This is a genomic window from Candidatus Binatia bacterium (assembly GCA_023150935.1).
GTDB lineage: Bacteria > Desulfobacterota > Binatia > HRBIN30 > HRBIN30 > JAKLJW01.
On record JAKLJW010000012.1, the window covers coordinates 88,921 to 113,923 of the forward strand.

27 protein-coding genes are annotated in these 25,003 nt (G+C 64.9%); 11 read left to right on the forward strand and 16 right to left on the reverse strand.

The window, feature by feature from the left end; all coding sequences use genetic code 11:
• Positions 1-41 precede the first annotated feature (41 nt).
• Entirely contained in the window at positions 42-611 is a 570-nt protein-coding gene (locus L6Q96_09530) for a VTT domain-containing protein (protein ID MCK6554805.1), read from the forward strand.
• A 163-nt stretch (positions 612-774) separates the two neighbouring features.
• Here the strand turns inward: L6Q96_09530 and L6Q96_09535 are convergent, their stop codons facing one another.
• A complete protein-coding gene (locus tag L6Q96_09535) occupies positions 775-1,347 on the reverse strand; it encodes a hypothetical protein (protein ID MCK6554806.1) in 573 nt (190 codons plus the stop codon).
• A gap of 241 nt (positions 1,348-1,588) precedes the next feature.
• Here L6Q96_09535 and L6Q96_09540 point away from each other — a divergent pair, with 241 nt between their 5' ends.
• Positions 1,589-2,371 (forward strand): nucleotidyltransferase domain-containing protein, encoded by a 783-nt coding sequence (locus L6Q96_09540; protein MCK6554807.1) that lies wholly within the window; start codon positions 1,589-1,591, stop codon positions 2,369-2,371.
• A 192-nt stretch (positions 2,372-2,563) separates the two neighbouring features.
• Here L6Q96_09540 and L6Q96_09545 read toward each other — a convergent pair whose 3' ends face one another.
• From L6Q96_09545 to L6Q96_09600, 12 genes are all read right to left on the reverse strand, one after another.
• Complete coding sequence (locus L6Q96_09545; protein MCK6554808.1) at positions 2,564-2,761, reverse strand: hypothetical protein; 198 nt, start codon at positions 2,759-2,761, stop codon at positions 2,564-2,566.
• Between the two features lie 75 nt (positions 2,762-2,836).
• Positions 2,837-3,505 carry a nucleotidyl transferase AbiEii/AbiGii toxin family protein gene (locus L6Q96_09550; GenBank protein ID MCK6554809.1) on the reverse strand — a complete coding sequence of 223 codons (669 nt, stop codon included), beginning with the start codon at positions 3,503-3,505 and terminating at the stop codon, positions 2,837-2,839.
• Positions 3,495-3,791 (reverse strand): hypothetical protein, encoded by a 297-nt coding sequence (locus L6Q96_09555; protein MCK6554810.1) that lies wholly within the window; start codon positions 3,789-3,791, stop codon positions 3,495-3,497. Before L6Q96_09555 ends, L6Q96_09550 begins: the two co-directional genes overlap by 11 nt.
• A 529-nt stretch (positions 3,792-4,320) precedes the next feature.
• A complete protein-coding gene (locus tag L6Q96_09560; GenBank protein ID MCK6554811.1) occupies positions 4,321-5,769 on the reverse strand; it encodes a trypsin-like serine protease in 1,449 nt (482 codons plus the stop codon).
• Positions 5,770-5,825: 56 nt separating this feature from the next.
• Entirely contained in the window at positions 5,826-6,302 is a 477-nt protein-coding gene (locus tag L6Q96_09565; GenBank protein ID MCK6554812.1) for a periplasmic heavy metal sensor, read from the reverse strand.
• Entirely contained in the window at positions 6,299-6,916 is a 618-nt protein-coding gene (locus L6Q96_09570) for a hypothetical protein (GenBank protein MCK6554813.1), read from the reverse strand. Before L6Q96_09570 ends, L6Q96_09565 begins: the two co-directional genes overlap by 4 nt.
• 14 nt (positions 6,917-6,930) lie before the next feature.
• The gene (locus tag L6Q96_09575; protein ID MCK6554814.1) at positions 6,931-7,458 is read right to left on the reverse strand and encodes an RNA polymerase sigma factor; all 528 of its coding nucleotides are present in this window, start codon (positions 7,456-7,458) and stop codon (positions 6,931-6,933) included.
• 151 nt (positions 7,459-7,609) lie between these two features.
• Positions 7,610-7,933 (reverse strand): hypothetical protein, encoded by a 324-nt coding sequence (locus L6Q96_09580; protein MCK6554815.1) that lies wholly within the window; start codon positions 7,931-7,933, stop codon positions 7,610-7,612.
• Positions 7,934-8,123: 190 nt separating this feature from the next.
• Positions 8,124-9,182, reverse strand: a complete 1,059-nt coding sequence (locus L6Q96_09585) for an aminopeptidase (GenBank protein ID MCK6554816.1) — start codon at positions 9,180-9,182, stop codon at positions 8,124-8,126.
• Between the two features lie 244 nt (positions 9,183-9,426).
• Positions 9,427-11,283, reverse strand: coding sequence for an ABC transporter ATP-binding protein/permease (locus tag L6Q96_09590; protein ID MCK6554817.1), 1,857 nt, complete (start codon positions 11,281-11,283; stop codon positions 9,427-9,429).
• Positions 11,280-13,019 (reverse strand): ABC transporter ATP-binding protein/permease, encoded by a 1,740-nt coding sequence (locus tag L6Q96_09595; GenBank protein ID MCK6554818.1) that lies wholly within the window; start codon positions 13,017-13,019, stop codon positions 11,280-11,282. Before L6Q96_09595 ends, L6Q96_09590 begins: the two co-directional genes overlap by 4 nt.
• Positions 13,020-13,131: 112 nt before the next feature.
• On the reverse strand, positions 13,132-14,427 hold the full coding sequence (locus tag L6Q96_09600) for a VCBS repeat-containing protein (GenBank protein ID MCK6554819.1): 1,296 nt from the start codon (positions 14,425-14,427) through the stop codon (positions 13,132-13,134).
• A gap of 341 nt (positions 14,428-14,768) precedes the next feature.
• Here L6Q96_09600 and L6Q96_09605 point away from each other — a divergent pair, with 341 nt between their 5' ends.
• From L6Q96_09605 to L6Q96_09615, 3 genes are all read left to right on the forward strand, one after another.
• Positions 14,769-15,989, forward strand: coding sequence for a hypothetical protein (locus tag L6Q96_09605; protein ID MCK6554820.1), 1,221 nt, complete (start codon positions 14,769-14,771; stop codon positions 15,987-15,989).
• A 45-nt stretch (positions 15,990-16,034) separates the two neighbouring features.
• Positions 16,035-17,303 (forward strand): hypothetical protein, encoded by a 1,269-nt coding sequence (locus tag L6Q96_09610; protein MCK6554821.1) that lies wholly within the window; start codon positions 16,035-16,037, stop codon positions 17,301-17,303.
• A 356-nt stretch (positions 17,304-17,659) separates the two neighbouring features.
• The gene (locus tag L6Q96_09615) at positions 17,660-18,421 is read left to right on the forward strand and encodes a hypothetical protein (GenBank protein ID MCK6554822.1); all 762 of its coding nucleotides are present in this window, start codon (positions 17,660-17,662) and stop codon (positions 18,419-18,421) included.
• 45 nt (positions 18,422-18,466) lie between these two features.
• On the opposite strand, the gene L6Q96_09620 is transcribed toward L6Q96_09615, so the two are convergent.
• Positions 18,467-18,748 carry a YciI family protein gene (locus L6Q96_09620; protein MCK6554823.1) on the reverse strand — a complete coding sequence of 94 codons (282 nt, stop codon included), beginning with the start codon at positions 18,746-18,748 and terminating at the stop codon, positions 18,467-18,469.
• Between the two features lie 53 nt (positions 18,749-18,801).
• Here L6Q96_09620 and L6Q96_09625 point away from each other — a divergent pair, with 53 nt between their 5' ends.
• The gene (locus tag L6Q96_09625; GenBank protein MCK6554824.1) at positions 18,802-19,170 is read left to right on the forward strand and encodes a hypothetical protein; all 369 of its coding nucleotides are present in this window, start codon (positions 18,802-18,804) and stop codon (positions 19,168-19,170) included.
• 18 nt (positions 19,171-19,188) lie between these two features.
• Positions 19,189-20,205: a DUF3187 family protein gene (locus L6Q96_09630; GenBank protein MCK6554825.1), complete on the forward strand. Its 1,017-nt coding sequence runs from the start codon at positions 19,189-19,191 to the stop codon at positions 20,203-20,205.
• 240 nt (positions 20,206-20,445) lie between these two features.
• Here the strand turns inward: L6Q96_09630 and L6Q96_09635 are convergent, their stop codons facing one another.
• Positions 20,446-21,303 (reverse strand): class I SAM-dependent methyltransferase family protein, encoded by an 858-nt coding sequence (locus L6Q96_09635; protein ID MCK6554826.1) that lies wholly within the window; start codon positions 21,301-21,303, stop codon positions 20,446-20,448.
• A gap of 236 nt (positions 21,304-21,539) precedes the next feature.
• Here L6Q96_09635 and L6Q96_09640 point away from each other — a divergent pair, with 236 nt between their 5' ends.
• A complete protein-coding gene (locus L6Q96_09640; GenBank protein MCK6554827.1) occupies positions 21,540-22,502 on the forward strand; it encodes a creatininase family protein in 963 nt (320 codons plus the stop codon).
• 87 nt (positions 22,503-22,589) lie between these two features.
• On the opposite strand, the gene L6Q96_09645 is transcribed toward L6Q96_09640, so the two are convergent.
• On the reverse strand, positions 22,590-23,429 hold the full coding sequence (locus L6Q96_09645; protein ID MCK6554828.1) for a universal stress protein: 840 nt from the start codon (positions 23,427-23,429) through the stop codon (positions 22,590-22,592).
• 96 nt (positions 23,430-23,525) lie between these two features.
• Here L6Q96_09645 and L6Q96_09650 point away from each other — a divergent pair, with 96 nt between their 5' ends.
• The 3 genes from L6Q96_09650 to L6Q96_09660 form a co-directional block, all read left to right on the forward strand.
• Complete coding sequence (locus L6Q96_09650; GenBank protein MCK6554829.1) at positions 23,526-23,882, forward strand: hypothetical protein; 357 nt, start codon at positions 23,526-23,528, stop codon at positions 23,880-23,882.
• Between the two features lie 37 nt (positions 23,883-23,919).
• Positions 23,920-24,399, forward strand: a complete 480-nt coding sequence (locus tag L6Q96_09655; protein MCK6554830.1) for a transcriptional repressor — start codon at positions 23,920-23,922, stop codon at positions 24,397-24,399.
• A gap of 178 nt (positions 24,400-24,577) precedes the next feature.
• The coding region (locus L6Q96_09660) for a hypothetical protein (protein MCK6554831.1) at positions 24,578-25,003 on the forward strand (426 nt) is incomplete at its 3' end.

Below are 25,003 nucleotides of genomic sequence, written 5' to 3' on the forward strand. Positions count from 1 at the left end.
TAGCGTGCAAGCGGGCGTCCTGTCCGGCATGGTAACGGTATATGGAGCAGTTTCTGGAGCGTTACGGGCTCTTTGCCGTGTTTCTCGGTGCGGCGACCGAGGGCGACGGCACGGCGACGCTCGCCGGTGCGCTTGCGCATCTCGGCTACTTCCCATTTGTGGCGGCATTTGCGGCGGGTTGGGGCGGCGCGGTGAGTCTCGACTGGTTCCTGTTTGCGGTCGGCCGCCGCTTTGCGGCGTCGATTCGCAGCTCGTTGCCGTACCGTCACGCGGGCCCGACGGTGGAACGCCTTGCCGCCCGTGTCGGCATGGGTGAGATTCTCGTGGCTCGTTTCATACTCGGGGCACGCATGCCGAGCATGGTGTTCTGGGGAAGCCAGGGAGTGCCGTTCTGGCGCTTCGCTGCATACGACACGGTCGGCTGCGCCGCGTGGGCGGGTGCGCTGGTCGGTTTCGGTTACGCCGGCAGCGCCGGCATCGGCCGCTTGCTGAATGAAGCGGGTCGATCCGAGCGGCATCTGCTCGGGGTATTCGGCGTCGCGGCGCTTACGGCGATCATCCTCCTGATGATCGGCCGCAGGGTGCGTCGGGGCGTAAACCATGAGTCTTGAGATGCTCGTCGATGGTCGTCGACGCGTGCCGCCCGGAGACAGCCGAGCTTGCCGATTTCCGCCTGCGGGTGCGGTTCAGTGCTGCTGGCGGCACTGAACGCCGTACTGGTGCGGGCGGCCTCGTATCGGCATTGGCCGCCAGACGGTCACGAGCACTCCGGAATCAGTCGGCGTTCTCCGGTGGAATGGGCGCACTGCAGACCCCGTCGCACACCGATTCGATGTTGCCGTCGGGGTACCAGAACTGGTCTTTCAATCGGCGGACGGCGGGAATGTTGGGCGTGTCGTCGTGCGGATCATGTCCCTCGCGGGGCGGTGTGTTGGCCATAGGAGACGCGGGCGACCCGGTGTCCCACGGAAAGTACGCCGACCCCCGGTGCGGGTAGACGATCGGTTCGAACAACCAGCCGGGGTCTACCTCGACAACGTGGCGCGACCCGGCGATCGGGAAATGCGCGGCGACGCCCATGGTGGCAGCCTCCACCCGGAGACTGTACTCCGAGACCTGGTGGTCGCCGACGGCGCCGAGCAGCAGTACCTCGTGTGGCGGCGTGCCCGGAAGCGGGTCGCGCGTGACGTGGTTGGCGTAGCCGTTGGTCTCGCCCCGATCCCACAGCAACTGCGCCACGGTCATGCCGACGATCCGGTCGTAGCGTCTGGGGTAAGCGGGTCTCATGGTGAAGTTGAGGTATTCGTCGAAGTCGACGCTGCGATCGAGGAGGACCGAGTAGTTCATCCCGGCTTCGCCGAGAACCGCACGGGTGCAAGCGGGTACGGAGCCACGCAATTCGTCCGGCGCGTCGCGAGGGGTTCGACCTGTGTGGTCGGGCGGTGGACCGGCACAGGTCCTGCGTTATGCCCCCGGGAGTTAGGCCGTTATTCCTGGTCATCTTGCAGCGGCCCCACCCGCCACCCGGTTTGGACGACGCTCGCCTCGCGGTTGCATGGTTCTCGCGAGTGTGAGCGAAGGTCGTCTCATGTACGAGCATCATCGCGAATCGGCCGCCCGCGTGGCGGCGCATTTTGCGGCGGACGAGAGCGTTCGGGCGCTGCTTCTGGGAGGTTCCGTGGCGCACGGTTTCGCCGCCGAGGATTCCGACCTCGACGTGCTCATAGTTGTAGGCGACGCCGAGTACGCCGAACGTCGGCGCGACGGACGTCTGCAGTTCGTCGACACCGACTTGTGCACCTATCCGAACGGCTACGTCGACGGGAAGTACCTCGGCGAATCGCTCCTGCGCAGCGTCGCCGAGCGCGGCAGCGAGCCGGCGCGCTTTGCCTTCAAGGACGCTCGTGTGCTGCTCTCGCGCATCGATGACCTCGATGACGTCGTCGGTCGCATCGTGCGCTATCCGGTCGAGGGCAGGGCGGAGCGCCTGCAGCGTTTTTATGCCCAGTTCGAGGCCTGGCACTGGTACGCGCACGAGGGCCTGAAGCTCCGCAATCGCAACCTCCTCGGCACGGCAATCAGCAAGCTCGTCCTCTTCGGTGGCCGCCTGATACTGACGCACAACGAGATCCTTTACCCCTTCCACAAGTGGTTCCTCGACGTGCTCGCCGGCGCGCCGGACAAGCCGGCGGACATGATCGAGCGGATTGGGGCGCTCTACGACGACCCCGGCGAGGACAACCTGCGCGCCTTCTACGGGTGCGTCGCCTTCCACCGCCCCTGGCCCGCCGACACCGCCTGGCCAGTGCGCTTCGTGCTCGACACCGAACTCGCCTGGGAAGACGAGCGCACACCGGTCGACGAACTTTAGCGCGGCGCGTCCAGTCTCATATCGGGGCTCGCCGTGCTCCCCCGGAGCGCTTACCGTGCGGGGCCCCGGCGCCTGACCATGCTTCGGCCGCGCCGGCACTGGCGAAGTCACGTACGGTAGGCATCGCGAGCGGGTCTCCTGTCAACACTCTGTAGCCCAGGTCCATGTTCGGAGCGTCGGATGCGTGGGTGTTCACGGCGCCGTGCCGCCGTCGATCGCGAGGGCGACCGCGTGCAGCACCTCGTCGACGGTCACGCGTCCGCTTAACTTAATGACATTGGCCTCGCCCTCCCAATCCGATTTCTTCGCACGGTGCGCGCAGACACGGAATTCGCAAATCAGGGTAAAGCCGTGCGAGGTCGGCGCACATGGGTGGAGAACGCGGGGCATTACAAAGCCAGCGCGTCACTGGGGAGTGCCTTTTGATCGGCACGTTTCGGCGTCGCGATCGGGCCAGGGACACGATCATGCCGGCGGCGGCCGCGCGGTCGAAGTCAGATGGTCGATCAGCCACTGTCGGAACCGTTCGATTTCCTCGATTTCCTCGATCTGCCACCCCGCTGCCGTGGCCAGGGGTCGGATGTTCAGGTCCCGTAAGACCCACGCCAACGTGAGGCGCGAGAACCCGCCGTCTTTCGTCGGCGCATCGGTGAGAGCTCGATCGAGATCGGCGCCAGCATCCGTGAGTGCCTTCACGTCCTGGAGATCGCGGAGTTCGCAGCGACCGAGCAGGGCGCACAGCTTGTTGACCAGGATCTCGTGCGTCGTGTCGATCGAGATACGGGTCCCTTCGATGGTCGCCGCGGACGGCGCCTCCAGGCCAAGGGTCGTATCGGCCACCAGATCGACGATGCAGGTGCCGATTCCGTCGGTTACCCGAAGACGATGGAACGACGGTGTGGTCTGTATCGATACGACATCGAGGCCGCCGGCGCGTAATGCGTCGCGAACGATGTGCGGCACCTCGTCAAGAGAAGATCGCCCGCGCCAGTACAGATCGAGATCGCGCGTCCGTCGGTGCATGAGGTGAAAACCCGCCAGCGCCCCGCCGCCGGTCAACACCCACCCGGGCGCCGCGCTCGCGAGCGTGCGGAGGATACGCTCCTGCAGGGGATCGAGGTGGCTAGCGGGCACGCTGGTTGTCCCAGACCTCCAGCAACCATCGCCAGAAGTCGCGCTGCTGGCCGAGGTGGCGCTCCAGGCGCGGCCACAGGTCTCGGATGGTGCGCTCGCTCACGAATGTAAAGACATCGTCCGGCTTCGCTTGGCGCATGAGCTTGCCCACGAAGAAAGCGCGGACAATGGGGTCGGGATCGGCGAGACGCGCGCGGAAATCGTCAAGCGTGAGGTCGAGGTCCCACAGAAAGTAGGGACGGTTCTGGCGGTCGACCAACCGCTCCGGCGAAGTCGGGTCCAACATGATCGGAAGGTATCAAGACGACTCGGCCCCCGCCAGCAGCTTTCGGAGGGCGCCGGCCTCCGTGGCCCTGATTTACGATTTCCGAGTGTGCGCGCACGGCGCGAAGAAATCTTCAGGCCATGGAGCGGCAGTGCCTTCCCGTTCGTCCCGAGTAGCGCCTTCTCGATGACCCGATCGCCCTGAGTAGCCGATGTCTTCTCAATCGGCGTATCGAAGGGCTCTGGCGCGTATCGAGGGACAGGCTCGGCAGGGGCGCGCCCCTCGATACGGAGCCCAGGGGAAGGGCTCCTACTCGGGGCGAACGGGCTGGTTGTTCGCTTTGGGTTGCGGGCGAAGCCCGCGCTACGGCTGCGCCGTCCGTAGCGGGAGAACTCTGGTGGGTTGGTGAGCCGGTGGCGCGCTGCCGGCGTGCCGGGGTACGGGAGAGCGGCGGAGTGGGAGCCCCAAATGGATCGGCGCTAACACCTACTGGTTTCCGGCCAATTCCCTGTTGCTCATCTCCATGTTCGGGGCGTCGGATAGGGGGCGTTCACGGCGCCGTGCAGCCGTCGATCGCGAGGCCGACCGCGTGCAGCACCTCGTCGACGGTCACGAGCTGGTCGCGGTCGGAATCGAAGGACGGACACAACGCCAGGTCGTCTTCTCCCAGGGCGATGCGGACCCCCTCCAGGAGCTCGTCGACCGTGACGCTCCCGTCGGCGTTGCAATCGCCGGCGCATCCCGGCGTGCCGGTTCCGAAGGTGGTCGCCGTCAGTTGCGCGAGGCCATCGCCTTGCTCGCGGCGAACCATCGCGTGCCAGGTGCCGGCAGGTGGCATCCGGATCTCGCAAAACGCAAGAGGAGCGGGCGTCGTGTCGGCACAATCGTAGGCTGTCGTCGTGGGTACCTGGTCGCGTCCGACATACAGGTCGAAGTCGTTGGAGACCGATGTCACCGTGCTGCTTCCGAGCTGCCCGTTGAGGGCGACGCGGAGGACGGCAGTGCCGGGAGCAACCTTTATGGCCAACGTGGATTCGGGCACCGTGCCCGTGAGTTGAAAAGCGGCGGTAACGACCGCCGTGGACACACTCCCGACGGCCGGCAGGCCGCAGCTCGTGTTTTCCGACAGGGGCCCGGCAGTACTTTGGATCCACGTTCGGTTGACGTACACGTCGGTGTCGAAGGCAAGGTCCGGCGCCAGGCAGTCGAAGCTGTTGCCGCCGGACGTTATGCCGGCCAGCACCGAGCCCGCGCCGAGGTCGGCAAACATTGGCCCCCCGGAGTCACCTTCGCACGTGTTCGCGCCGCTGCCCGTGAACGAGTAGCAGATGTGTTGCGTGCCGGGTACGTCGCTGGGGCACTCGCCGGTGCGCACGGTTCCTACCCGTTTGATCCCGGCGTAATCCGGCGTGCCCCGCCCGGCTACCGTGGTGCCGAATCCGACGATGGTGGCGGAAGTCCCGAGCGCCAGCCGTCCGGTGGTGTTGATCCCGGCCGGCACAATTCCGGTGACTTCGTCGGCCAGGGTAACGACCGCGACGTCGCCGCCAGCGGCAAATTGGTAGGTTGGCGAGACACTGATGTTGGCGACGGCGAACGTCCCCCCATGGGGCAGGAAGACGCGCAACGTGGCCGGGTCGATAGGACCCCGGCGCGCGCACGCCGCGGCGTCCCACGCGCGGTTCGGGCAGACGCAGTGGGCGGCGGTGAGAAACGTGTGACAACCCACCAGAGTCCCGGAGCACAGGCCGTTCATGACTGCGCCGGATGCGTCCTCGTAGAACAGGAGGGCGCCGGTTTCCGGATAGGCAAAGGTCGGCTCTCCGTTGACGATGCGCGGGCTGACCTCGTTCATGCCGGCCACTTCTGCCGCCCACGTTGCCGAGCGGTCGTGGTAAGCCACTACCGTGAGGCCAAGCAGGCAGAGGATGAAATCACGGCATCCAGTGCGCGGTGTAAAGCGGGCGCGGAGGCAGTTCTTGGCATTGACGCCCTTCATTGGTGAGGTTCCGTTTCGAGCGTAAGGCTCCGTTTCGAGGCTGCCTTCGCGGCCGATCAACTCGGTGGCGGTGGGCCGCCGCCCCTTGCCGGCCGAAGCTGCCGCAGCTTTTCCTGTTGCGCGGCGGTCAGCTCGTTCTTGATGCGAATCAGCAACGTGAGGTGCGCCTTCTTGAGCTGTTGCTCGGCCGCCATGACCCGATCGACCTGCTCCAGGGCGGCGGCCTCGTCGACGCGCGCCGGCTCGAGTATCTTGTCGAGCTTCTGCGATTCGCGTTCGATAGCCCACTGCAGAGAGACGAGCGTCTTTTGTGCGTCCTCGATCTGCGTAGCGATGACCTCCCGCTGTTTGTCGCTAAGTCCAAGGTCGCTGTCGTGGCGCATGATGAGGTTGGGTGGGAAAAGGTTGGCGAAAAATGGCGGACCTCCCATTGGGGGCCCGCCATGATGACCCATCGGCTGGGCGCTCAGAGGGCTTCCCAGGGCCGCAAAGGCAAGAAGGAAGATAGCTGTGGCGTAACGAAACGAAGTCATACGTAAGCCTCCAGGGTCAGGGCGGACTGGTGGTTTGCGGGCGCAGGGTCGAGGCACCCCAGCCCCGAACCTTCGCATCCGAAAGCAGGTACTTCGTCCAGCAAATCGAGACCGGCCCCCGTCAGCAGGACGTCCGTCGGTAGATCGTAGACACCGATCTCGGCGACGGTGACGGGGCGAGGCGCTTGACTCGGACCGGTGCCGGTGAAGGACCACAGGACGAGGGCGATGCCGGCGGCGGCAAGCACCGCCGGGACAACCCGCCGCAGGATCGTGTTGCGCGCGCCGGTATGGTGTCGCCTGGCAGTCGCCGGACGGACGGCTGAGTGGGGGGCATGGCGCCGTGGGAGCGGCGCGTCGTCGTTGCTCGCTCGCGATGCGGTGGTGGCCAGTATGCGGTCGCGTAGCGCTGCCGATGGCTCAGGTTCGCAGGCGAGGTCGAGGAGGGCATCGAGGCCCGCGGCCGCGTCCCGGTAGCGTTGTGCTTCCGGCGACGTGCGAAGGAGTTGCTCGGCGGCGGCGCGCTCTGCCGCGGGCCATCGTTCCGGGTTAGCGCCGTACGCGTCTACCAGGGCGCGCAGGCGGGCCAGAGGCATGGGCGAGGTTTCGTTCATCGTCGCCTCCTTCGTTACTCGGCAAGGAGTTCCGGCAAGAGGTTTCGCAGGCGCGCGCGCAGTGTGCGGCGGCCGCGCGCGAGCAGGGATTCGAGTGCTTCCACGCTAATGGCCATCATTGCGGCGGCCTCGATGTTCCCCAAACCCTCGTAGTGACAGAGCGTAATCGCGATGCGTTGCTGGACGGGCAGCGCTGCCACCGCGGCACCGACTCGGCGGCCGATGTCGTGGGCCTGTAACTGCGCCGCGGCGGATGGCTGAGGGTCCGGCGGTTCCGGGATGTCATCGAGCGAGGTTGTCGGGGTACGGCGCAAGCGGTCGAGGCAGAGGTTGACGGCAACGCGGTGAAGCCAGGTGGATAGCCGTGCGGTGGGCTGCCAACGAGGGGCATTGGTCCACAAGCGCAAGAACGTTTCCTGAGCGACGTCCTCGGCGGCGGCTGAGTCACCGAGCATCCGGCGCGCACAGGCGACGACGGACCCGAGGTGACGGTCCAACGCGGCCCGAAAGGCGTCACGGTCGCCCTCTTTGATGCGCAGCATGAAGCTTTCATCCGTGTCGTCCAACGGCCGTCCATCCCGGTTGTTCGGCGTCCCATGCGCCAGCAGGGGGGCTGACCTGACGCATGGGACACCGAGTGTCTCGACCCACGATAGCGGTCGGGTCGAGGCGTTGCGGAGAACCTGTCGCGTGTCAGAGCGGTGGAGGGCCGCCCGGGCCACGGCAGCCGCCCGGTCCCGCCGCCTGCAACTCCTCCAGGGTCACAGTTCCGTCACCATCGTCGTCAACGCGCGTGAAGTGTCGTCTGGTCATATTCTGGCGCATGATCGTGTCGAAGGTCGCGAACTCCCCCGTGTTGAGAGTTCCGCTGCCGTCGGTGTCAGCCTGCGCGAATACGGCACTTAACTCCTCCTCCATCTCCGCTCGCGACGGCGGTTCGGCGAGAGCTGCCGCCGGCGCGCACAGCAGAGCGCCCATCACGCCAGCGAGGAGCCTGCGATTTAGTTTCATGCTCATGTGGTCTCCTTTCGATATGCTGAGGGTTTCTGCCGGCCGGCACTCGTTAAACGCAGAGCCCTGCCAATTCCGTCGCTCGGTCGTGAGTTCTGTGGCAGGGGGCGATCCGTTCGGACACGAGATCCGTCCGCAGGTCGCCGTCTGGGGGGCGAGGTGATGGTTGGGTTCCGGGAGGTGCCGTCGGGCGGCGTTATGGCGCGGGTGCGCACCGGGCCACGGTGCTGTACGGGTCGGCGTCGTCAGCGTTGACCGCCGCGACGATGGCGGCGATGGCGTTCGGCAGGTCGTTGTGTTGTGCCGCGTACGCGTTTTCGAAGACGGAGAGGCGGTCGTTGTAGAGCACGTCGTGCAGGATGACGGCGTTGTTCAACGGTCGCGTGATGAAGGTCTGGTAGCGGCCGTTAAAGGGCAGGCCGAGGAATTCGGCTTGTGCGGCGGTCAGTAGTCGCTCGCACTCCGCGGGCGTGATGCCGGCAGCGTATGCCAACTGCAGGCGCCCGGTCAGGTCGGCGAGAAACCCGGAAAACATTAGCGCGGCGGCCCAATCCGCCGCCGCCTCCCGCCGGCGTTCGTCGTCGCCGTGACGGGCAAAAAAGTCGATGGCGCCGCGATGGCCGACGAAGTTGGCGAAGGACTCGTTGAAGGCTGCGGAGCTACCCAGATAGACGGTGTTGTGCAGCAATTCGTGGATGACGGTGTTTGCCAGTGTCGCATCGTCGTATCGCAGCAGCGTCGACAGGACCGGATCGTCGAACCAGCCGAGGGTGCTGAAGGCAACCGACGGGCGCACCATGGTATCGAGGCCTTTCGAATCGAGATCTGCGGCCTCGCGTACGGCCTCGGCGCGGTTGAAGTAGCCCTTGTACGGGACGCGGCCGACGATCGGGAACCACCACGTGTAAGGAGTCAGGCGGTCGCGATATGCCGCCGTAACCACGTGCACGACCTGCGAACTATCGACCGCGGCGAAGCTGGCATAGCTGCCGCCGACGCGCAGACCGAGGATGTCGCGGGCATAAGTGCGAACGGCGAGGACGAGGGTGAGCTTGGCGCGTGTGTCGGCAGGCAGATCCGGCTCCTGCAGCATCTCCTCGATCGGCACACGACGCCAGAGTATCTTGGCCTCCTCGTAGCCGGCCCGCAGGACGTACGTCGGTGAGCAGCCCGCGAGCAAGGGGGCGAGGGCCAGCCCGCAGAAGTAGATTAGGCTAATGGCGCCCGTGCGAAGGTGCGTCCAATGTCGCGTCATTCCATCGAGTGTTCGGCGGTGCAAGGGTGGGACGTGATTCCTATCTGCGGTGGCGGAGCGGCGGGGGGAAGATCGGGATGACGTTGCGAACTGCGGCGCTCTGGCCACCGCCCCGGGGCTGCCCAGCCGTCGGTTCGCCGGCGCTGCTCCGCGGCGCGCTGGCCTCACGAACCGAAATGTGCTCGCCAGGCGATTGTGCACTACCTTGGTAAATCAGTGGCGTCTCCTTCGGGGGAAGTGTGCGTCAGTCGGCGGTGCGGTCGGCGCCGGCGAAGCGCGCCGCCGGTGGTTGTGGCGGGTGCGCGCTGCGCGTTTGCAGTGCATGGAGGCGCGCATAGAGGCCGCCGAGCGCCAGCAGTTCGCGATGCGAGCCGATTTCGCGGACCTGCCCGTGATGCATCACAATGATGCGGTCGGAGTGCTCGATCGTCGACAGGCGGTGCGCGATGACTACGGCGGTGCGGTCGGCCAGCAGTTTGGCAAGGGCATCCTGAATCAGCGACTCGGTTTCGGTGTCGACGCTGGAGGTGGCTTCGTCGAGTACGAGGATGGCCGGGTTGTAGGCGAGAGCGCGCGCGAAGGAGAGCAGTTGTCGCTGGCCGGTTGAGAGGTTGCTGCCGCGTTCGCGCAGCGATTCGTCGAGATTGCCGGGAAGCTGCCGGATGAAGCGGTGGGCGTTTGCGGTGACTGCGGCGGCCTCGACGGCGGCGCGGTCGATGTCGCGGCGGCGCAGGCTGATGTTGTCGGCGATGCTGCCGGAGAACAGGAAGACATCCTGAGCCACGGCGCCGACGCTGCGTCGCAGGGCGTGCAGGTCCCAATCGCGCACATCGATGCCGTCGACGAGGACGCGGCCGCGCTGCACGTCGTAGGATCGGTTGAGTAGTTTGATGATGGTGGTCTTGCCGGCGCCGGTGGCGCCGACGATAGCGATCTTCTCCCCCGGGGAGATCTCGAAGCTGACGTCGCGCAGGACCCAGTCATCGCCTTTGTACGCGAACCAGACATGCTCGAAGGCGATGCGTCCGGGGCAGGTCCGAGTGGCAGCCGGGAGGCGGGGGTTTGCGGGTGCCGCGATGGCCGGGCGAGTGTCGAGGAGCTCGAACACGCGCTCGGCCGCCGACATTGCCGACTGCATGACCGCATACTTGGACGAGAAGTCGCGGACAGGGACAAAGAACTTCTGCACGTATTCTATGAAGGCAACCAGCGTGCCGAAGGCGAGAGTTGCGTCGAGGATGCGAATGCCGCCGTACCAGACGATGAGCGCGAAGGATATGCTGCTGATCGCTTCGACGATCGAGAACAGCGAGGCCTCGTATATGTTCGACCAGTGATTGGCTTGACGGTGGGCGTCGTTGAATTCGTCGAACTCCTCGTAGGTGCGAGTTTCGCGGGTGAACAGCTGTATGACCATCATGCCCGAGATGGCTTCCTGGAGGTGGGCGTTGAGGCGAGCGATGCGCTCTCGGATGAGGCGGTAGCTGTGGCGGGCGCGGAGGCGGAAGAAGTTGATGGCGAGCAGGAGAAACGGCAGGAGGGCGAGGCTGACCAGGGCGAGCTTGACATCGATGGCCAGCATGATGGCGACGATGCCCAGCAGCGTGACGACATCCATGCCGATGGTGAGGGCACCGGCGGCGAACATTTCGTTAATGACATCGATGTCGGTGGTCATGCGGGTGACGAGGCGGCCGACCGGGTGGCGGTCGAAGTACGCGGCTTCGAGGCGCTGCACGTGGGCGAAGACGGCGATGCGGAGGTCGGCGAGGCTCTTCTGGGCAACTACCATGGTCAGGTAGTACTGCAGGTACATGAAGGCGAGTTCGGCGACGATGGTGGCGCCGAATATGACTCCCATGACTGCGACGCCGTGCGGATTGTTTTGCGCCACGTAGCGGTCGATGGTGACTTTGAGCAGGTAAGGTTGGGCAAGGACGAAGGCCGAGGTTACGGGCAGGCAGGCGACCGACAGCCAGAACTCGCGCTGATAAGGGCGGATGAACTGCCAGAGGCGGTAGGCGAGGCGAGCGTCGTACGCGCGCCCGAGGAGCGTTTCCGAGTCGGCGGCGCTGACGGTTGGGGCGGCGGGGGCGCTCATAAGGCAGCGATCTCCTCCTCGAGTCGCTGCTGGCGGGCGAGGTCGGCGTACAGACCGCCACGGGCCATGAGAGTGGCGTGGTTGCCGATTTCGACGACTTGCCCTTCGTCAATCACGGCGATGACGTCGGCGTTCTGGACGGTGGAGATGCGGTGGGAGACGACGATACGGGTGCGTTGGCGAACGACGCTTTCGAGGGCGGTAAGGATGGTGCGTTCGGTACGGGTGTCGACGCTGGACAGGGCATCGTCGAGGACGAGCACGGGAGCGTCGCGGAGCAGGGCGCGAGCGATGGTGAGGCGTTGTTTCTGGCCGCCGGAGAGAGTGATGCCGCGTTCGCCGACGACGGTATCGTAGCCGCGGGGGAAGCTCTCGATGTCGGTGGCGACACCGGCGACGGTGGCGGCGGTGCGCACGGCGGCGTCGTCTGCGTGGTCGGCACCGAAGCGGATGTTGTCGCGCACGGTTGCGGAGAAGAGGAAGGGGTCCTGCGGCACGTAGGCGATCGCGCGGCGGAGCTGGGCGAGTGGCATGGTGCGGACGTCGCGGCCGTCGAGGAGTACGGTGCCGTTATGCGCATCGAACAGGCGCGGTAGCAGCATGGCGAGGGTGCTCTTGCCGGCTCCGGTTCGGCCGATCAGGGCGAGCTGCCGGCCGGGGGCGACGGCGAGGGTGACATTGCGCAGAGCGGTGCGGCCGGTGCCGGCGGTGGGGTATGCGAAGGTTACGTCACGGTATGCGATGGCGCCGTGGATGACCGGGAGGGGCGTGGCGCCGGGTCGGTCGGAAATAGTGGCGGGGGCGTCGAGGATCTCCTCGAGTCGGCGCATGGCGGCGCGGCCGCGCTGCAGGACGGAGAGGATCCAGCCGAGAGCGAGGGTCGGCCAGGCGAGGAGGTTGAGATAACCGATGAAGGCGACCATGTCGCCGAGGCTCAGCCGGCCGGCGATCGCCTGGAGGCTGCCGTACCAGAGCACGACCAGAGTGCCGACGCTGGAAGCGGCGCGCATGAGTGGAAACAACTGGCCGCGCGAGCGGGCGAGTTTGAGGCTGGCCGCCTTGAAACGCTCGTTGGCGGCGGCAAAGATTCTGGCCTGAATCTCTTCGGCGGCGTAGGCGCGAACCACGTGCATGCCGCTGAGGTTTTCCTGCACGTCGCTGCTGAGGGCAGCCAGGCCTTCCTGTACCCGCAACGTGTCCTCGAGGATGCGGCGGCTGTAGAATTTCACAACGATGAGAAGCAGCGGGTAGGGAATGAGGGCGGCGAGGGTGAGGCGGGCGTCGAGGGCGAGCATGATGGCGACGCCGTAAGCGTAGTAGATGGGAGTGTTGATCAGGTTGAGAACGCCGACGCCGAGGAGCATGCGCACGGCAGTGACGTCGTTGACCAGACGGGACATCAGGTCGCCGGTCTGGTGACGCTGGTAAAAGGCGAGGGGAAGTCGTTCGAGGTGGCGGAAGAGGTCGTTTCGCAGGTCGTACTCGACGTCGCGTCCGACGTTGAAGATCAGGCTGCGTGACAGGGTGCGCACGACGGCCTGGGCGAGGGCGATGGCGACGATCGTCAGGGCGAACGTGGCAACGCGGCTGGCGGGGGCACCGGCGCCGACGGCGTCGACCGCGCGTTTGAGCAGGTAAGGGATGGCCATGGCCAGGGAGGCCGTGGCGAGCAGGCACAGGCAGCCGACGGCGTATCTCCGGCGGTATCGCCGTACGTAGCCCCACAAACGATGCATTTCGCGCATACTCCCACAACGACATTTCCATGCAATCGCGGTTGGCCGGGCAAAAAAAGAGGCGGCGGAACAAGTCCGCCGCCTCGGTGCGAGTGTGGGGTGCCGTTGCGGGTCACTTGTCGATGGAGCCGTCCCACACCTCGATGGCGCCGTACATGCCGCGCTCGGGGCCCTTGGCCTTCTTATCGTCCTTGCCCTTCTCCTTGGTGGGGTCGGCCTTACCCGAGCGCCAGGTTGGGGAGAGGACGTCGCCGAAGGCGACGCCGATGTCGAGTACGCCATCGCGGTTGACATCGGCAACGGCGGTGCCCCAGGTGCGTTCACGGCCGTCGGTGGGAAGACCGTTGTTCTTTTGAAGCTGCCAGTTTCCGGTGCCGTCGCCATGGAAGACGAAGACGCCGTAGACGCCTCCGATCTCTTCGAGGTTGGACTTGCCGACCACGACTAGATCTGTCTTCTGGTCGTTGTTGAGGTCGCCGAGGGCAACGCCCAGGGCATTCATCGGGATTATGCCTTCGTTCGCCTTGCGCCAGCGGATGCCTGCGGGGCCGGATTCCTGGATGAACACCTCGGCGCCCGGGATAGCGGCGCCGGAGGCCACGTCGAGCTTGCCATCGCCGTTGACGTCGCCGACGGCGATGCCCCAGTATAAGCCGTGGATCTCGGGGGCAGGCATCCCTTCTGATGCTTCCGTCCAGCTGCCTTTGCCGTTGCCGCGCCATACTCGGGGGCCGGCCGAGTAGGCGGCGACGACGTCGAGGTTGCCGTCGCCGTCGACATCGTCGATTTCCACTGCATTGCCCCATTCGGTTTGCGAAAGACCTTTAGAGCTTTCACGCCAGACCCCTTTGCAGTCGCCGGTGAAGGCGCGCACGCCCTCCTCGGAAGCGGCGACGATCGCAAGGTCGAGGCAGCCGTCTTTATTGAAGTCGCCGACGGCGACGTCTTCGGAGCCCACGGTGGGGAGTCCTGCGGAGGCGTTGCGCCAGTTGCCGGTGCCGTCGCCAAGATACACGAAGACGCCCTTGCAGTGGTCGGCGATGGCAACGTCCATCTTGCCGTCGTTGTTGGCGTCGCCAAAGTCCATGCCGCCACCGCAGTAGGCCTCGCGGGGTAGCCCGTTGGATGCATCGGTCCAGTTGCCCTTGCCGTCGCCCACGAAGATATAGGGCCCATCGGCGAGGCGCGAAACGACGCCGATGTCAGGGTTGCCGTCGCCGTTGATGTCGCCGAAGGCGAACTGAGACTTCCATATTCTCGATTTTGGCAGCCCCTGACTGGTGCTCGTATACTGAACCGGGGCTCTGGGGCCGGCGGCGGAGGGCTTGCCGGAACCAAACAGTCCACAACCGGGGACGGCCACCAGCCCGACGGTCGCCACAGCCAGGGAATTCCACGGAAACCTCATCAAACCTCCTCTCCCCCTTGCTTTTGGTCTTATTTCGGTGCAAGTGAGCACGCGGGCATGGAAAGCGTGGCGGGGTCATTACCAGAGGCGAATAGCCGGCGTCAAGAGAATCGCGCCGGCAGTGGGCGGCCCGGCGAGGCGGGCGGGTTTGGGGGTGGGTCGCGGCTGACGCGGTCCTTTTCCGCTTGACAACTTTCAACGCTTCGAGTAATTGGATGCAGCTTTCTGGCCCGGCTCTTGTGTGCCGGATCGGGGAAGTCTCGGTATGAGGGAAGTGGAGCAAATCGCTCCGTTGGACGTGCAGCAGAGGTGATTTCTCCGGCAGGGAAAGGAGAAAGCGAATGCGTAAGATGAAGTGGGTAGGAGGCCTGTGGGCGCTCAGTGGGGCGGCAGCTGGCGTGCTGATGCTCGTCGGAGTCGCATCGGCCCAGCCGCGGTACATCTCGACCGAACAGAGTGGTTCGGTTGTGGTGTGGCCGAATGTGGTTTGGGACGGCGTGCGCGACACCGTGATTCAGCTCACGAACACGCACAGTGGGACGATGGTGCACGCGCACTGTTTCTATGTGAATGCGGCGCCGGTAAATCCGCTGCTGCCCCCGTCGATCACGAATCCACCGCAATGGATCGAGACCGACTTCTGGGTGTGGATGACGCGTCAGCAGCCGACGCACTGGGTGGCCAGCCTCGGACGACGGGTCGACTACACCGATCCGTTCGGCTCGGATGGAGCCGGCATGGACGTCGGCTTGGTGCCGCCTGTGCCGCTGGGCTTCACGGGCGAGCTGAAGTGCGTGCAGGTGGACGACGGGGGAAACCCGTTGCGCAGAAACAGCTTGAAGGGTGAGGCGACGTTGTTGTGGGACGACGGTGATGTCACCCAGTACAACGCGATCGCGATCGCCGGTGATCCGGAAGAGTCGGTCGGTGCAGGCGATCAGACGCTAACCTTGGATCGGACGCCGGAGAATTTGGGTGGCGAGTACAACTCCTGTCCGAACGTTCTCATCCTGAACCACTTCGCCGACGGGGCGCCCGACCTGGTCTTGGAGCAGGAGGGGCGCTGTGAGCCGGTGTGTATCGGCGGGAACCGAGAAGGGGCGCCGTGCTTGATCGACTCCGAATGTACCGGTGCTGGCCGCTGCCTCGCGTGCCCGGTGCAGACGTCGGTGACGCTGGTGCCGTGCCAGGAGGATTTCGAGAATCAGATCCCCGGCCGGGTTACCGTACAATTCCAGATCTTCAACGAGTACGAACAGCCGTTTAGCACCAGCACGACGGTGGACTGCTGGCTCGACTCTCCCATCAGCCTTCTGGGGACGCCGGGAGCGGCCAACCCCTTTACGTATCGAGTGCTTGGGACTATCGGGGCGCACACGCGCATTTCGCCGGTCCCGGGTAACGGCGGCGTGATCGGGGTGGCTCAGGAAACGCGGCGAGATACATCCGCGTTAAACACAGTCGGACCGGCGGCGCGGGCGGCGTTCAACCTCCATATCGAGGGAACCCGCTTTAGTGACGCGGGCGTGACCGACCGCATCATCCTCCCCTCGTTGGATTAGGGTATGACGAGCCACCAGAGGGCGGTGAGGAAAGGAGAACACGCGATGAGCACCATCACGGGCAATAAGCGGCGGACGATTCTCATGGGGCTCCTCGGAGCCGTGGCGGCGGCTGGTGTCGCTCGTGCGGATGTCGCGTCGGACAAGCCGGGCGCGATCCTCATGTACCCGAAGATTGTCGTCGATACGGCAGGCGTCTTCGGGGCCATCACGGACACCGAGATACAGGTGACCAACACCTCGAACTCGGTAATCGCGGCACGTTGCTGGATCGTCAACGCGACGAGTTTCTGCAGCAATGCGCCGAACGTGCCGTGCCTCGACAACACGGGATGTCCCGCTGGCGGCGTTTGTTTGCCGCAATGGACCGAGAACGACTTCCGCATGACTCTGACGAAGCGGCAGCCTGTCACCTGGAAGGCCAGCGATGGGCGCGCGGAATTCCCCTGCCCCGGCATCCTGGGTGACAACTGCCCGGCCGGCCAGTCGAATCGGGGCTCCGATGGCACGCCGTCCTTCGTGCCGCCGGTTCAGACGGACCCGTTCTTCGGGTACATGAAGTGCGTTGAGGTTGACCCCAACGACTTCCGTCCGACGCGAGGGTTCGATCCCGCAAACGACTTCGAAGGCGATCTGAAGGGTGAAGTCACGATCGTTCGTACCGAAGTTTTAGAGGAAGGGCCCAACACGGTCGACGCGCTCAAGTACAACGCCATCGGGGTTCAGGCGCTGGCGGCGGCGAGTTCGAATAGGGACGACGTGCTGTGCTTGGGTGGCGGCACGACTTCGCAGTGCCCGAATGGAGCGGAGTACAACGCCTGTCCGAACATCGTCATCGTCGACAACTACTTCGACGACGCGAGAGTTGCATCCCACGGGAATACGCAGGTCCAGACCGTGGTTTCAGATCTGACCGTGATTCCCTGCGGGGACGACTTCTACACGCAGCAGCCACTGTCGTCGGTGCTGCAGTTCCTGGTTTACAACGAATACGAGCAGCGCTTCTCGACGTCCACGAGCGTGAACTGCTTCCGTGAGACGCAGCTCTCGGATATCGATACGCGACCGGGACCATTCGGTAATCCGCAGTCGATATTCAATGTCGGCGTGCAGGGTACACTGACGGGCCAGTTCCGCATGCGGCCGGTACCGGGCCCGACCTACGCGAACAAGGTGGTCGCGACTCTGTTCTCCTTCTGGGAGTGTGATCCGGAACGGCATCCGGATGGAGTCTGCAGCGGTGCTGTAAACACGAACTTCACTGGTACTCCGGAGCTGGGTGACGTAATGTTGCTGAGCCCCGAGGTTCCGTAAGTAGTGTCGGGACGAGGGGCAGGGGCCTTAGAAAGCCCCTGCCCCTTTTTTCTTTTTCTAGGCCCGGCTTTATCTCCGGGAACAATGCATAACCTCATATGAGAACGCGGTCGGTCGCACGCTGGATCCGCGCGGTATCGGTAGCGGCCGCAGTATTGGGTGCGGGTGCCGGGGCCCCGGCAGCCGAGGTGAGTACTGAACTCCCGGGTGCAATTCTGGTGTTTCCAAAAATCACCAGCGGACTCGACCACGATACGATCGTGCAGATTAGCAACGCTACGGGCGAGCGAGTCAGGGCGCGGTGCTTTTACGTGGACGGTCGGCCCGGTCCCGACAGTGGGTCCCCGACGTGGTTAGTGACGGACTTTGAGATCCAGTTGACCATGCAGCAGCCGGCTGTATGGGTGGCTGGGGAAGGCTTGCCCGCGTCCCCACCGGATGGGCGCGACCGCAGCCTGTACCCTGGAGCCGTGCCGCCGGTTGCCGAGGGCTTCGTCGGCGAGCTGCGCTGCGTGGTTGTCGACGATAGCGAGAGCCCGGTCTCACGGAACGCTCTGACGGGGGACGCCACCATAGTGGAGCGGACCGCACAAACGACCCGTAAGTACGAAGCGATAGGGATACCGGGCCTGGCTGGTAACGACGGCGACAATACGCTCCTGCTGAACGATGTGGAGTACGGGAGCTGCCCGCGGGTGGTGCTCCTGAACGCCTTCTTCAGCGGTGCCCTGGATCCCGTGCTGAGTGTGCCTGTCTATACGCGTTTGACGGTGGTGCCGTGCAGCATGAATATCGAGGATGCGATACCGGGTACCGCGACGCTGCAGTTCGAGGTCTTCAACGAGTTCGAGCAACCGGCTTCGTTTAGCGTTGCAGTGACGTGCTTCGGGGATCTCGACCTGAGGGAGATCCCGATTTTCGGTGTTGCGCTCCAGGGCACACTGGTTGGGCAAGCCCGAATTCGACCGGTGGTGGATGCGGGAGTCGATCGGGGGCACGGCGTGCTGGCGATTGGGGAAGAAGTCCGCGTCGGCACGGGTGCGGTTACGGCGGCGAATGTACATTTCATCGGCGGACAGCTGCAGGGGGACGTCATCACGCTGCCGGACACGTTCTGAGGTGGACGGAGCGGTCCGTGCCATAAGCGCCCGGGCCGGGTGGCGTCAAGCGTCGGCGCGCGGGAACACCTGCAGGAAGGGCCGCACCTCGACGCGGTTGAAAACGCCGTTAGTTACGTAAGGATCGCGGCTCAGGAGGTCCCATACGGCGGCGGCGGACTCAGCGTCGATGACGATGAGGCTGCCGCCCCCATCCGTAAAGGGCCCGGCGAGCAACAGCTTGCCGGAGGCGGTCAGTGGTTCGAGGTGCGCGAGATGAGCTGGCCGGTGCCGCGGCCGCTTGTCGCGGGCGTCAGGGGCGTCGTGACCGATAATTACGAACAACATTGGCAGCGGCCTCGCTTTCGGCATTCATGCCGAGGTTGTAACCTACGGGCGTTATGGTGGACAAGCAATTCGAAGTGGCGCCAGAGGCGATAGAAGCCGTAGTCTGTCGGCTGGGCGATCTCGAAGCCGCTCTCGGTCCTTCGGTTCGGCCCATTCTCGGTGCGGTCCGGACGCGGTTGATTACGGCCATGGCGGCTCGGGATCGCGGTGAGATGCTAGAGGCGATTTCGGACGTCGCTATGGCCATGGAGGAGCTGGCGGCGTGCGCGGACGATCTGGACCCGGCCGAGGCGGCGGCGATGCGGATGGCCTCGCGTTCTCTGCGCGTGGCCTTGCTGCGAGGGGATGAGCCCGGTGCAAGAGGAAGCGCCGCGGCGATGTTGGAGCGGTCGGGGGCGAGGGAACGGCAGCGGACCCGTTAAGCCGGCGATTACCCTCAAGTGCTCTCCCTCACTCGAGCGCTGTCAGCCCTGGCCTGTTTGCTGCCGGCAGCGGCGTTCAGCGCTACTGGGGTCGGGTACGGCCCTCTGCCGGTCCGGAATTTCCAGCCGATTCAGTTGATCTTTCTGAACTTGCCCTTCGAACGCGCCGCGGTGCTGTCGCCCGGCGCGTTCAGCGTCCGCCTCGAATCAGCCGAAAGTAACGAGATCGCCACCGAGCAGGGGGATGTTGCGGCGCTCCTGAAATTCGAAAGCAACCGCACGGTTCTCGGTGGTTCAGTCGGGGTTTGGCCCCGCCTCGAAGTCGGGGTCGACATCCCGATGATCTCACGTTTTGGGGGATTCATGGACCCCTTCATCAACGGCGTCGAGGATCTCTTCGGCCAGGTGAACCCTGAGCGGAAGCTCTTTCCAGACAACGTCTTCGGCGGTTTCTCCGTCGATCGCCGAGGTGTTGCGCTGTTTCACGGCCCCAAACAACAGTTCGCCCTTGGCGACCTCTGGTTCAGCGCGAAATACGAACTCTGGCGGCCGGAGAAACTTCCCATGCTGTCGCTGCGCGGAGCGGTCAAGGTCCCAACAGGTCGAGCCGGGGCGGTCTTCGGTAGTGGGCAGCCCGATGTCGGCGTTGGCTTCGCCATGGAGTACGGGCCGCTTTCGTGGCTGATGCTGTACCAGAATCTCAACCTGATCTTTCCGGTGGGACGGATAACGCCGGGTAACCTGAGCCTCGATCCATTCGTGACGGAGGGGTTCGCACTCGAGCTTTGCCTGGCTCGCTGGGTGTCGCTGGTTGTGCAACAGGAGGCGTACACGAGTCCGATGCACGGTACGGGAACCCCGATTTTGGACGGGACGGCGGTCGAGTTGGCGGCGGGCTTCAACGTGGCGTGGGAGGGGTGGCTACTCCAGGTTGGCGGCATCAACAACGTGAGCGGCGTTGCTACTGCCGCGGACTTCACCTTTTACCTGCGCCTCAGCTACGCCGGCGAACTGCCGGGAAGACGAAGCGGTTGAATCGCGTCCGGAGCCCGATCGTGACGCGCGTCGCGATCAGGCTCTTCGCCCTCCGGAGGGGGACCGGGCCGCCTGGCGGGCCGCTTGTCGGGAGAATGCTCTGGCAGGTCCCGAGAAGGCATTTGAGCCCTTCGACACGCCGGTTAAGAAGTTGAGAAGAGATCGGCTGTTCGGTGCTTCTTGACTGGGCCTCACGAGCGCGGGTTGGCGCCCGCAAGCCGAGAATAATCGATAGGACCCTCACCCTGGCGAAAGCCGGGGTTCCGCCTCGGATGAGGCGGCTGCCTTCCGGCTCTTGCCGGGGTCGCCGACGAACTTCTGGACCGCGTGCTTTTCCCCAAGCAGCGCCATGTGCCCGTCGCCGATGGCCACGGAGGAAATCGCGGTGAAGCCGGCCGCGGCCATCCAGCTCTCGATGGCGGCGGTCTTGCGCATGAGGGGAGCAAGCTGAAAGCCGCTGCCTCCCCAGTGCTCGGAGCCGCGGACCGTTGTGTCTGGCCCGGCACCGGTGCAGACGAACAAACCCTTCGGCGCAAGGTGGGAGAATGAGTGTGCCATTACCGTCCGCACGGCCATGTCGTCGTGCAGGTAGGGGAACAGGTCGATCGCGAGGATGATGTCAGGATCGTCTCGCATCAGGTAACTGGCGTCATCGGTCGCGTCGCCGACCTCGAAGTCGAAGTCCGAGAGGCCTTCACGATTGACTAGCTGGCGGCCGAGCATGACCTCGTGCGGGTTGCGGTCCAAGCACCGAATTACCAGGTCGCCCCGCTTGCGGGATCGTGCAAGCTCCCGTAAGTACCTCCCCGTTCCTGCGGCGACATCGAGAATTACGGTCCGGCGTCCGTTGGTACGGCGATCGGCTATCAACCCGGCGACCATCTCTCGCGTCAGGTCGACCCGTCTTCGCAGTGCATCGCAGCGCCGAAGCTGAAGGAAGGTGCGATCGATCCAGCGGCCCAGCGCACCCGACCCCTGAGGGACGTTTTCGTACGCATACTCGAGCACGATTCCGGATTCCGACCCGTGACAGGCGGCGAGCCGCAGGCCCTCCGAATACCGAGCCAGCACATGCATTACGTTCGCCGTTACAGACATGACCAACCACTCTTGAATAGGTCAGCGCATTTTGCCAAGCAAGCCACGCACCAGCGTCTGTCCTTCAAGCTGGCTTCACGTGTAGAGGATGTCGGTTGGTCCGGGGCGTCACCTGGTGACGACACCTGTCTCGGACACATTACGGTTGTTTGCGCGGCTGGAGCCGGGCAGTGGGGATTCGCATGAACCTTGTCGACGGTACTAAGCTTACGTATTCGCAGCTGCGGAGCCTCGATATGTCGCGCGCGGTTTGTTTCTGGCCGGTGAGCGCTCTTGAGGTGCACGGACCGCATTTACCATTGGGAATGGATCTCTTCATGGCACGCTGGATGGCGGCGGAGGCCGGCAGGCGGTTCGCCGCTGCGCATCGCGACTGGACGGTGGTTCAGCTCCCCCCCCTGCCACTGGGCACCGACGAGTTGCCTCTGGCGGGGTCGATGGAGGTAACGCAGCGGAACCTCTACGCCGCCCTGCTGGCCCACGCTCGTTCGCTGGTGCGTGCGGGGTTTCGGTATATCGTGGTGACTAACGGCCACGGTGGTCCTCGCCACGCCGCGGCATTAGAGGCGGCTTGTCGTCGCATCAGCAAACGCCACCGAGTGCAGATGTTCTCGCCTTCCGTGCTCGTGCTTCATCGTCTGATAACCGGCCAAAGGACGCAGGAGGTTGAGCGGCGACTCGGCCGGGCACTGACCGAACCCGAGACGACCGGCTTGCGTGGGGGCGAGCACGCTGGGACTCTGGAAACCTCGTTCATGCTTGCGGAGGAACCTGAACTTGTGGACGCCAAATACCGGGTGTTGGGCCCCGTCCGTCCGCCGATCTTTGCGCCATTGGAACGTATGGGTGCTTTCCTGGCGTCCTGGTGGGAAGGGTTGGGTCGTGATGCCGCGAGGTTGCGGTTGACCACGGAGGGTCTTGCCGGTGGGGTGGGTTGGCTATTGAACGCGCGCTACGGTTACGGCGGTCCGGTGGTGAGTTATCAGGGCGACCCGTCCGTCGCTTCGGCGGAACTCGGGGCGGCGTTCCGTGACGTCATGGCGGCGGACTGCTTGGAGATCGTCGAGGCCGTTACTTCCGGAACCGTGCGGGCTCAGGATGTTCGAAGCATCGCTTCCGATCCGGTCGTGATCCAACCGGGCTTCTGGGCAAAGATCGGCCTTGGCGTAGCGGCGTTGCTGGTCTTGCTGATGTTGTAAGAAGGGCCGAACGCTTACGAATGTGCAAGTTCGCGCCGTCGCGCGTGGTGACTCTCACGTAACATCCTAACGGCCCCCATCAGACCATCATCGGTCCAAGAACACCGGGCATCCGACGTTGCGCAAGACGTATTCCGTCGTGCTGCCCAGCACCATTTCGATTATGCGGCTATGGCCGTAAGCGCCAATGAACAGCAGATCGTGCCCGCGTTCTTCGATGAAAGCCGTGATGCGCTCCGGAGCGTTGCCACTGGCGATCAACTCAAGGGTGGTCGGCAGTTCGTACGGGCGCAGATACGCGGCGGCTTCGTCCAACACGCGACGACCGTCCACCTCGTCCTTGTTCACGGTTACCACCGTCAGTGGCAACCCCAGGGTTGCGCACAACTCGGCCGCGGACTGCATGACCGCTGCCGCACGCTGCCTGCCGTCGTAAGCAAGCAGAGGGCGACAGCAGGCCCGAAACTCCGCCCCGCTGACGAAAAGCGGCTTTGGGGAGCGACGCGTGACGCTCTCCGCGGTACTTCCCAGTAGCCCCGTGGAGAAGCGCTCGTTGACGCCGCGGTGGCCGATGACGACGAGATCCGAGGTCTTTGCCTGCTCCGACAGTTCGTTGGCAACGATGCCCATGGTGAGCACCGTTTCCGCTCTAACCCCGGCCGCGACGGCGCTCTCGGAAAACTCCTGCAAGAATATCTTTCCGCGTTCGTGCAATGCCTCGCGCATCTTAGATGAGAAGTCGAGATACGGTTCGAAGCCCAGCGAGCCCGAGATGTCGTGCATCACCGAACCCTCGATCGAGACGATGTCGACCACGTGCATGCCGACGACGGTGGCTTGCAGCTTCGCGCCCAGCCAGAGCGCGTACCGAACGGCCGACCCGGCATGCGCCGAGCCATCGAGGCCCACGAGAATGCTCTTGATCATTGCAGCCCGTCTACACTGCGACTCGAGTAGCGGCAAGCGCCTGCAACCCGACAGCCGGGTTTGCATGACCCCCCGGGTTGGGACAGAATCCGTTTCGTGACGCAACGAAACGACATACGGGCGGAGCGGGCAACGCGCCAGTTGGCGGTGCTCGATGAGTTGAAGGAGGCGGCGGCACGCCTCGGGTTTGCGGTGCGCGAGGAGCGACTGCTGCGCGAGGTTGGCTATCACGTGCGCGGTGGGAGGTGCCGCGTGGGGGAGCAGGAGATGATCCTGCTCGACCGTGGCCTGCCGCCGCAGGTGCACATCGAAATTCTCCTCGAGGAGTTGTCTTCCTGCCGCCTGGACGAGGTGTACCTGTCTCCCGCCGCGCGTGAGCTGCTGGAGCGGACAGGCGGCGGTATACGAACTGCGGCGCCGTCCGATTCGGCTGGCGTCGAGGTGACGTCCTGACCTGTCAGATCGTGAGATCAGGCGCTTCGAGGACGCGGTGACCCGCCGCCCGCTCAAGACTTCGTCGTTAGCCAAGGTGCCGACCGACCGTTTCGCCATCTTCAAGGACCACCTGCGCCGGCAGGGCCTGAAGTCGACGGCACAGCGCGACGACATCGCGCGCGTGTTCTTTGCCAGTCAGCGACACATCAGCGTCGAGGAACTCTACCACGCGGTCAAGCGCGTCAACCCCGGGATCGGCTATGCGACCGTGTATCGTACGGTGAAGCTCCTCACCGAGTGCGGACTTGCTGTCGAACGCCACTTCCGCGACGGCGAGGCGCGGTACGAAACGGCCGGAGAGGGTGGTCAGCACGACCACCTGCTCTGTGAGCGCTGCGGTACCATCGTCGAGTTCGATCAGCCCGAAATTGACGCCCTGCAGGCAGAAGTAGCCCGTCGTTTCGGCTTTCGCTTCACGGGCCGAAAGATGGAACTCTACGGCGTCTGCCGGGCGTGTCAGAAGAGTGAGAAGTGAGACCACACACTTCGCGCAGCCGCGGTGCCTGAGCACCGCCACTTCTGGCGAGGGGATTCCGCGGCGATCTGAACGCGCTGCGTGAGGGAACGCGGCGAAGCGCCCCTCGGGGAGCTTGACTCAAGCTCCCCGAGAGGGTTCGCCTCTCCTTGGTCTTCCGGGACGAAGGAGAGCTCCCTTGTGCCACGCTCTACTGGCGGATGCCAGGTTCTTGTCGTTGCTCACCCAGTTCGATGCGGACATCGCGGTGCAGGTGCGCGCCGCGGGCTGCCACTGCGGTGGGCGGTTGCATAGCGCCCGCTACCGACGTAAGCCGCGCGGCGCCGCGATCGATGTCGGCGCCGACTACCAATGGCGCCAGAGTTTCTGCTGCGCGGCTGACGGCTGCCGGCGCCGGGTGACGCCGCCGTCGGTGCGCTATCTGGGCCGGCGCGTCTATCTCGGGGTGGCCGTCATCGTGCTGAGCGCGATGACGCATGGGCTGAGTCCTCGCCGCGTCGCGTATCTGCACGAGCATCTGGGCGTGAGCGTGCGCACGCTGCGGCGCTGGCGGCAGTGGTGGCGCGAGGGGTTTGTCACGACGGCGGTGTGGCGACACACCCGC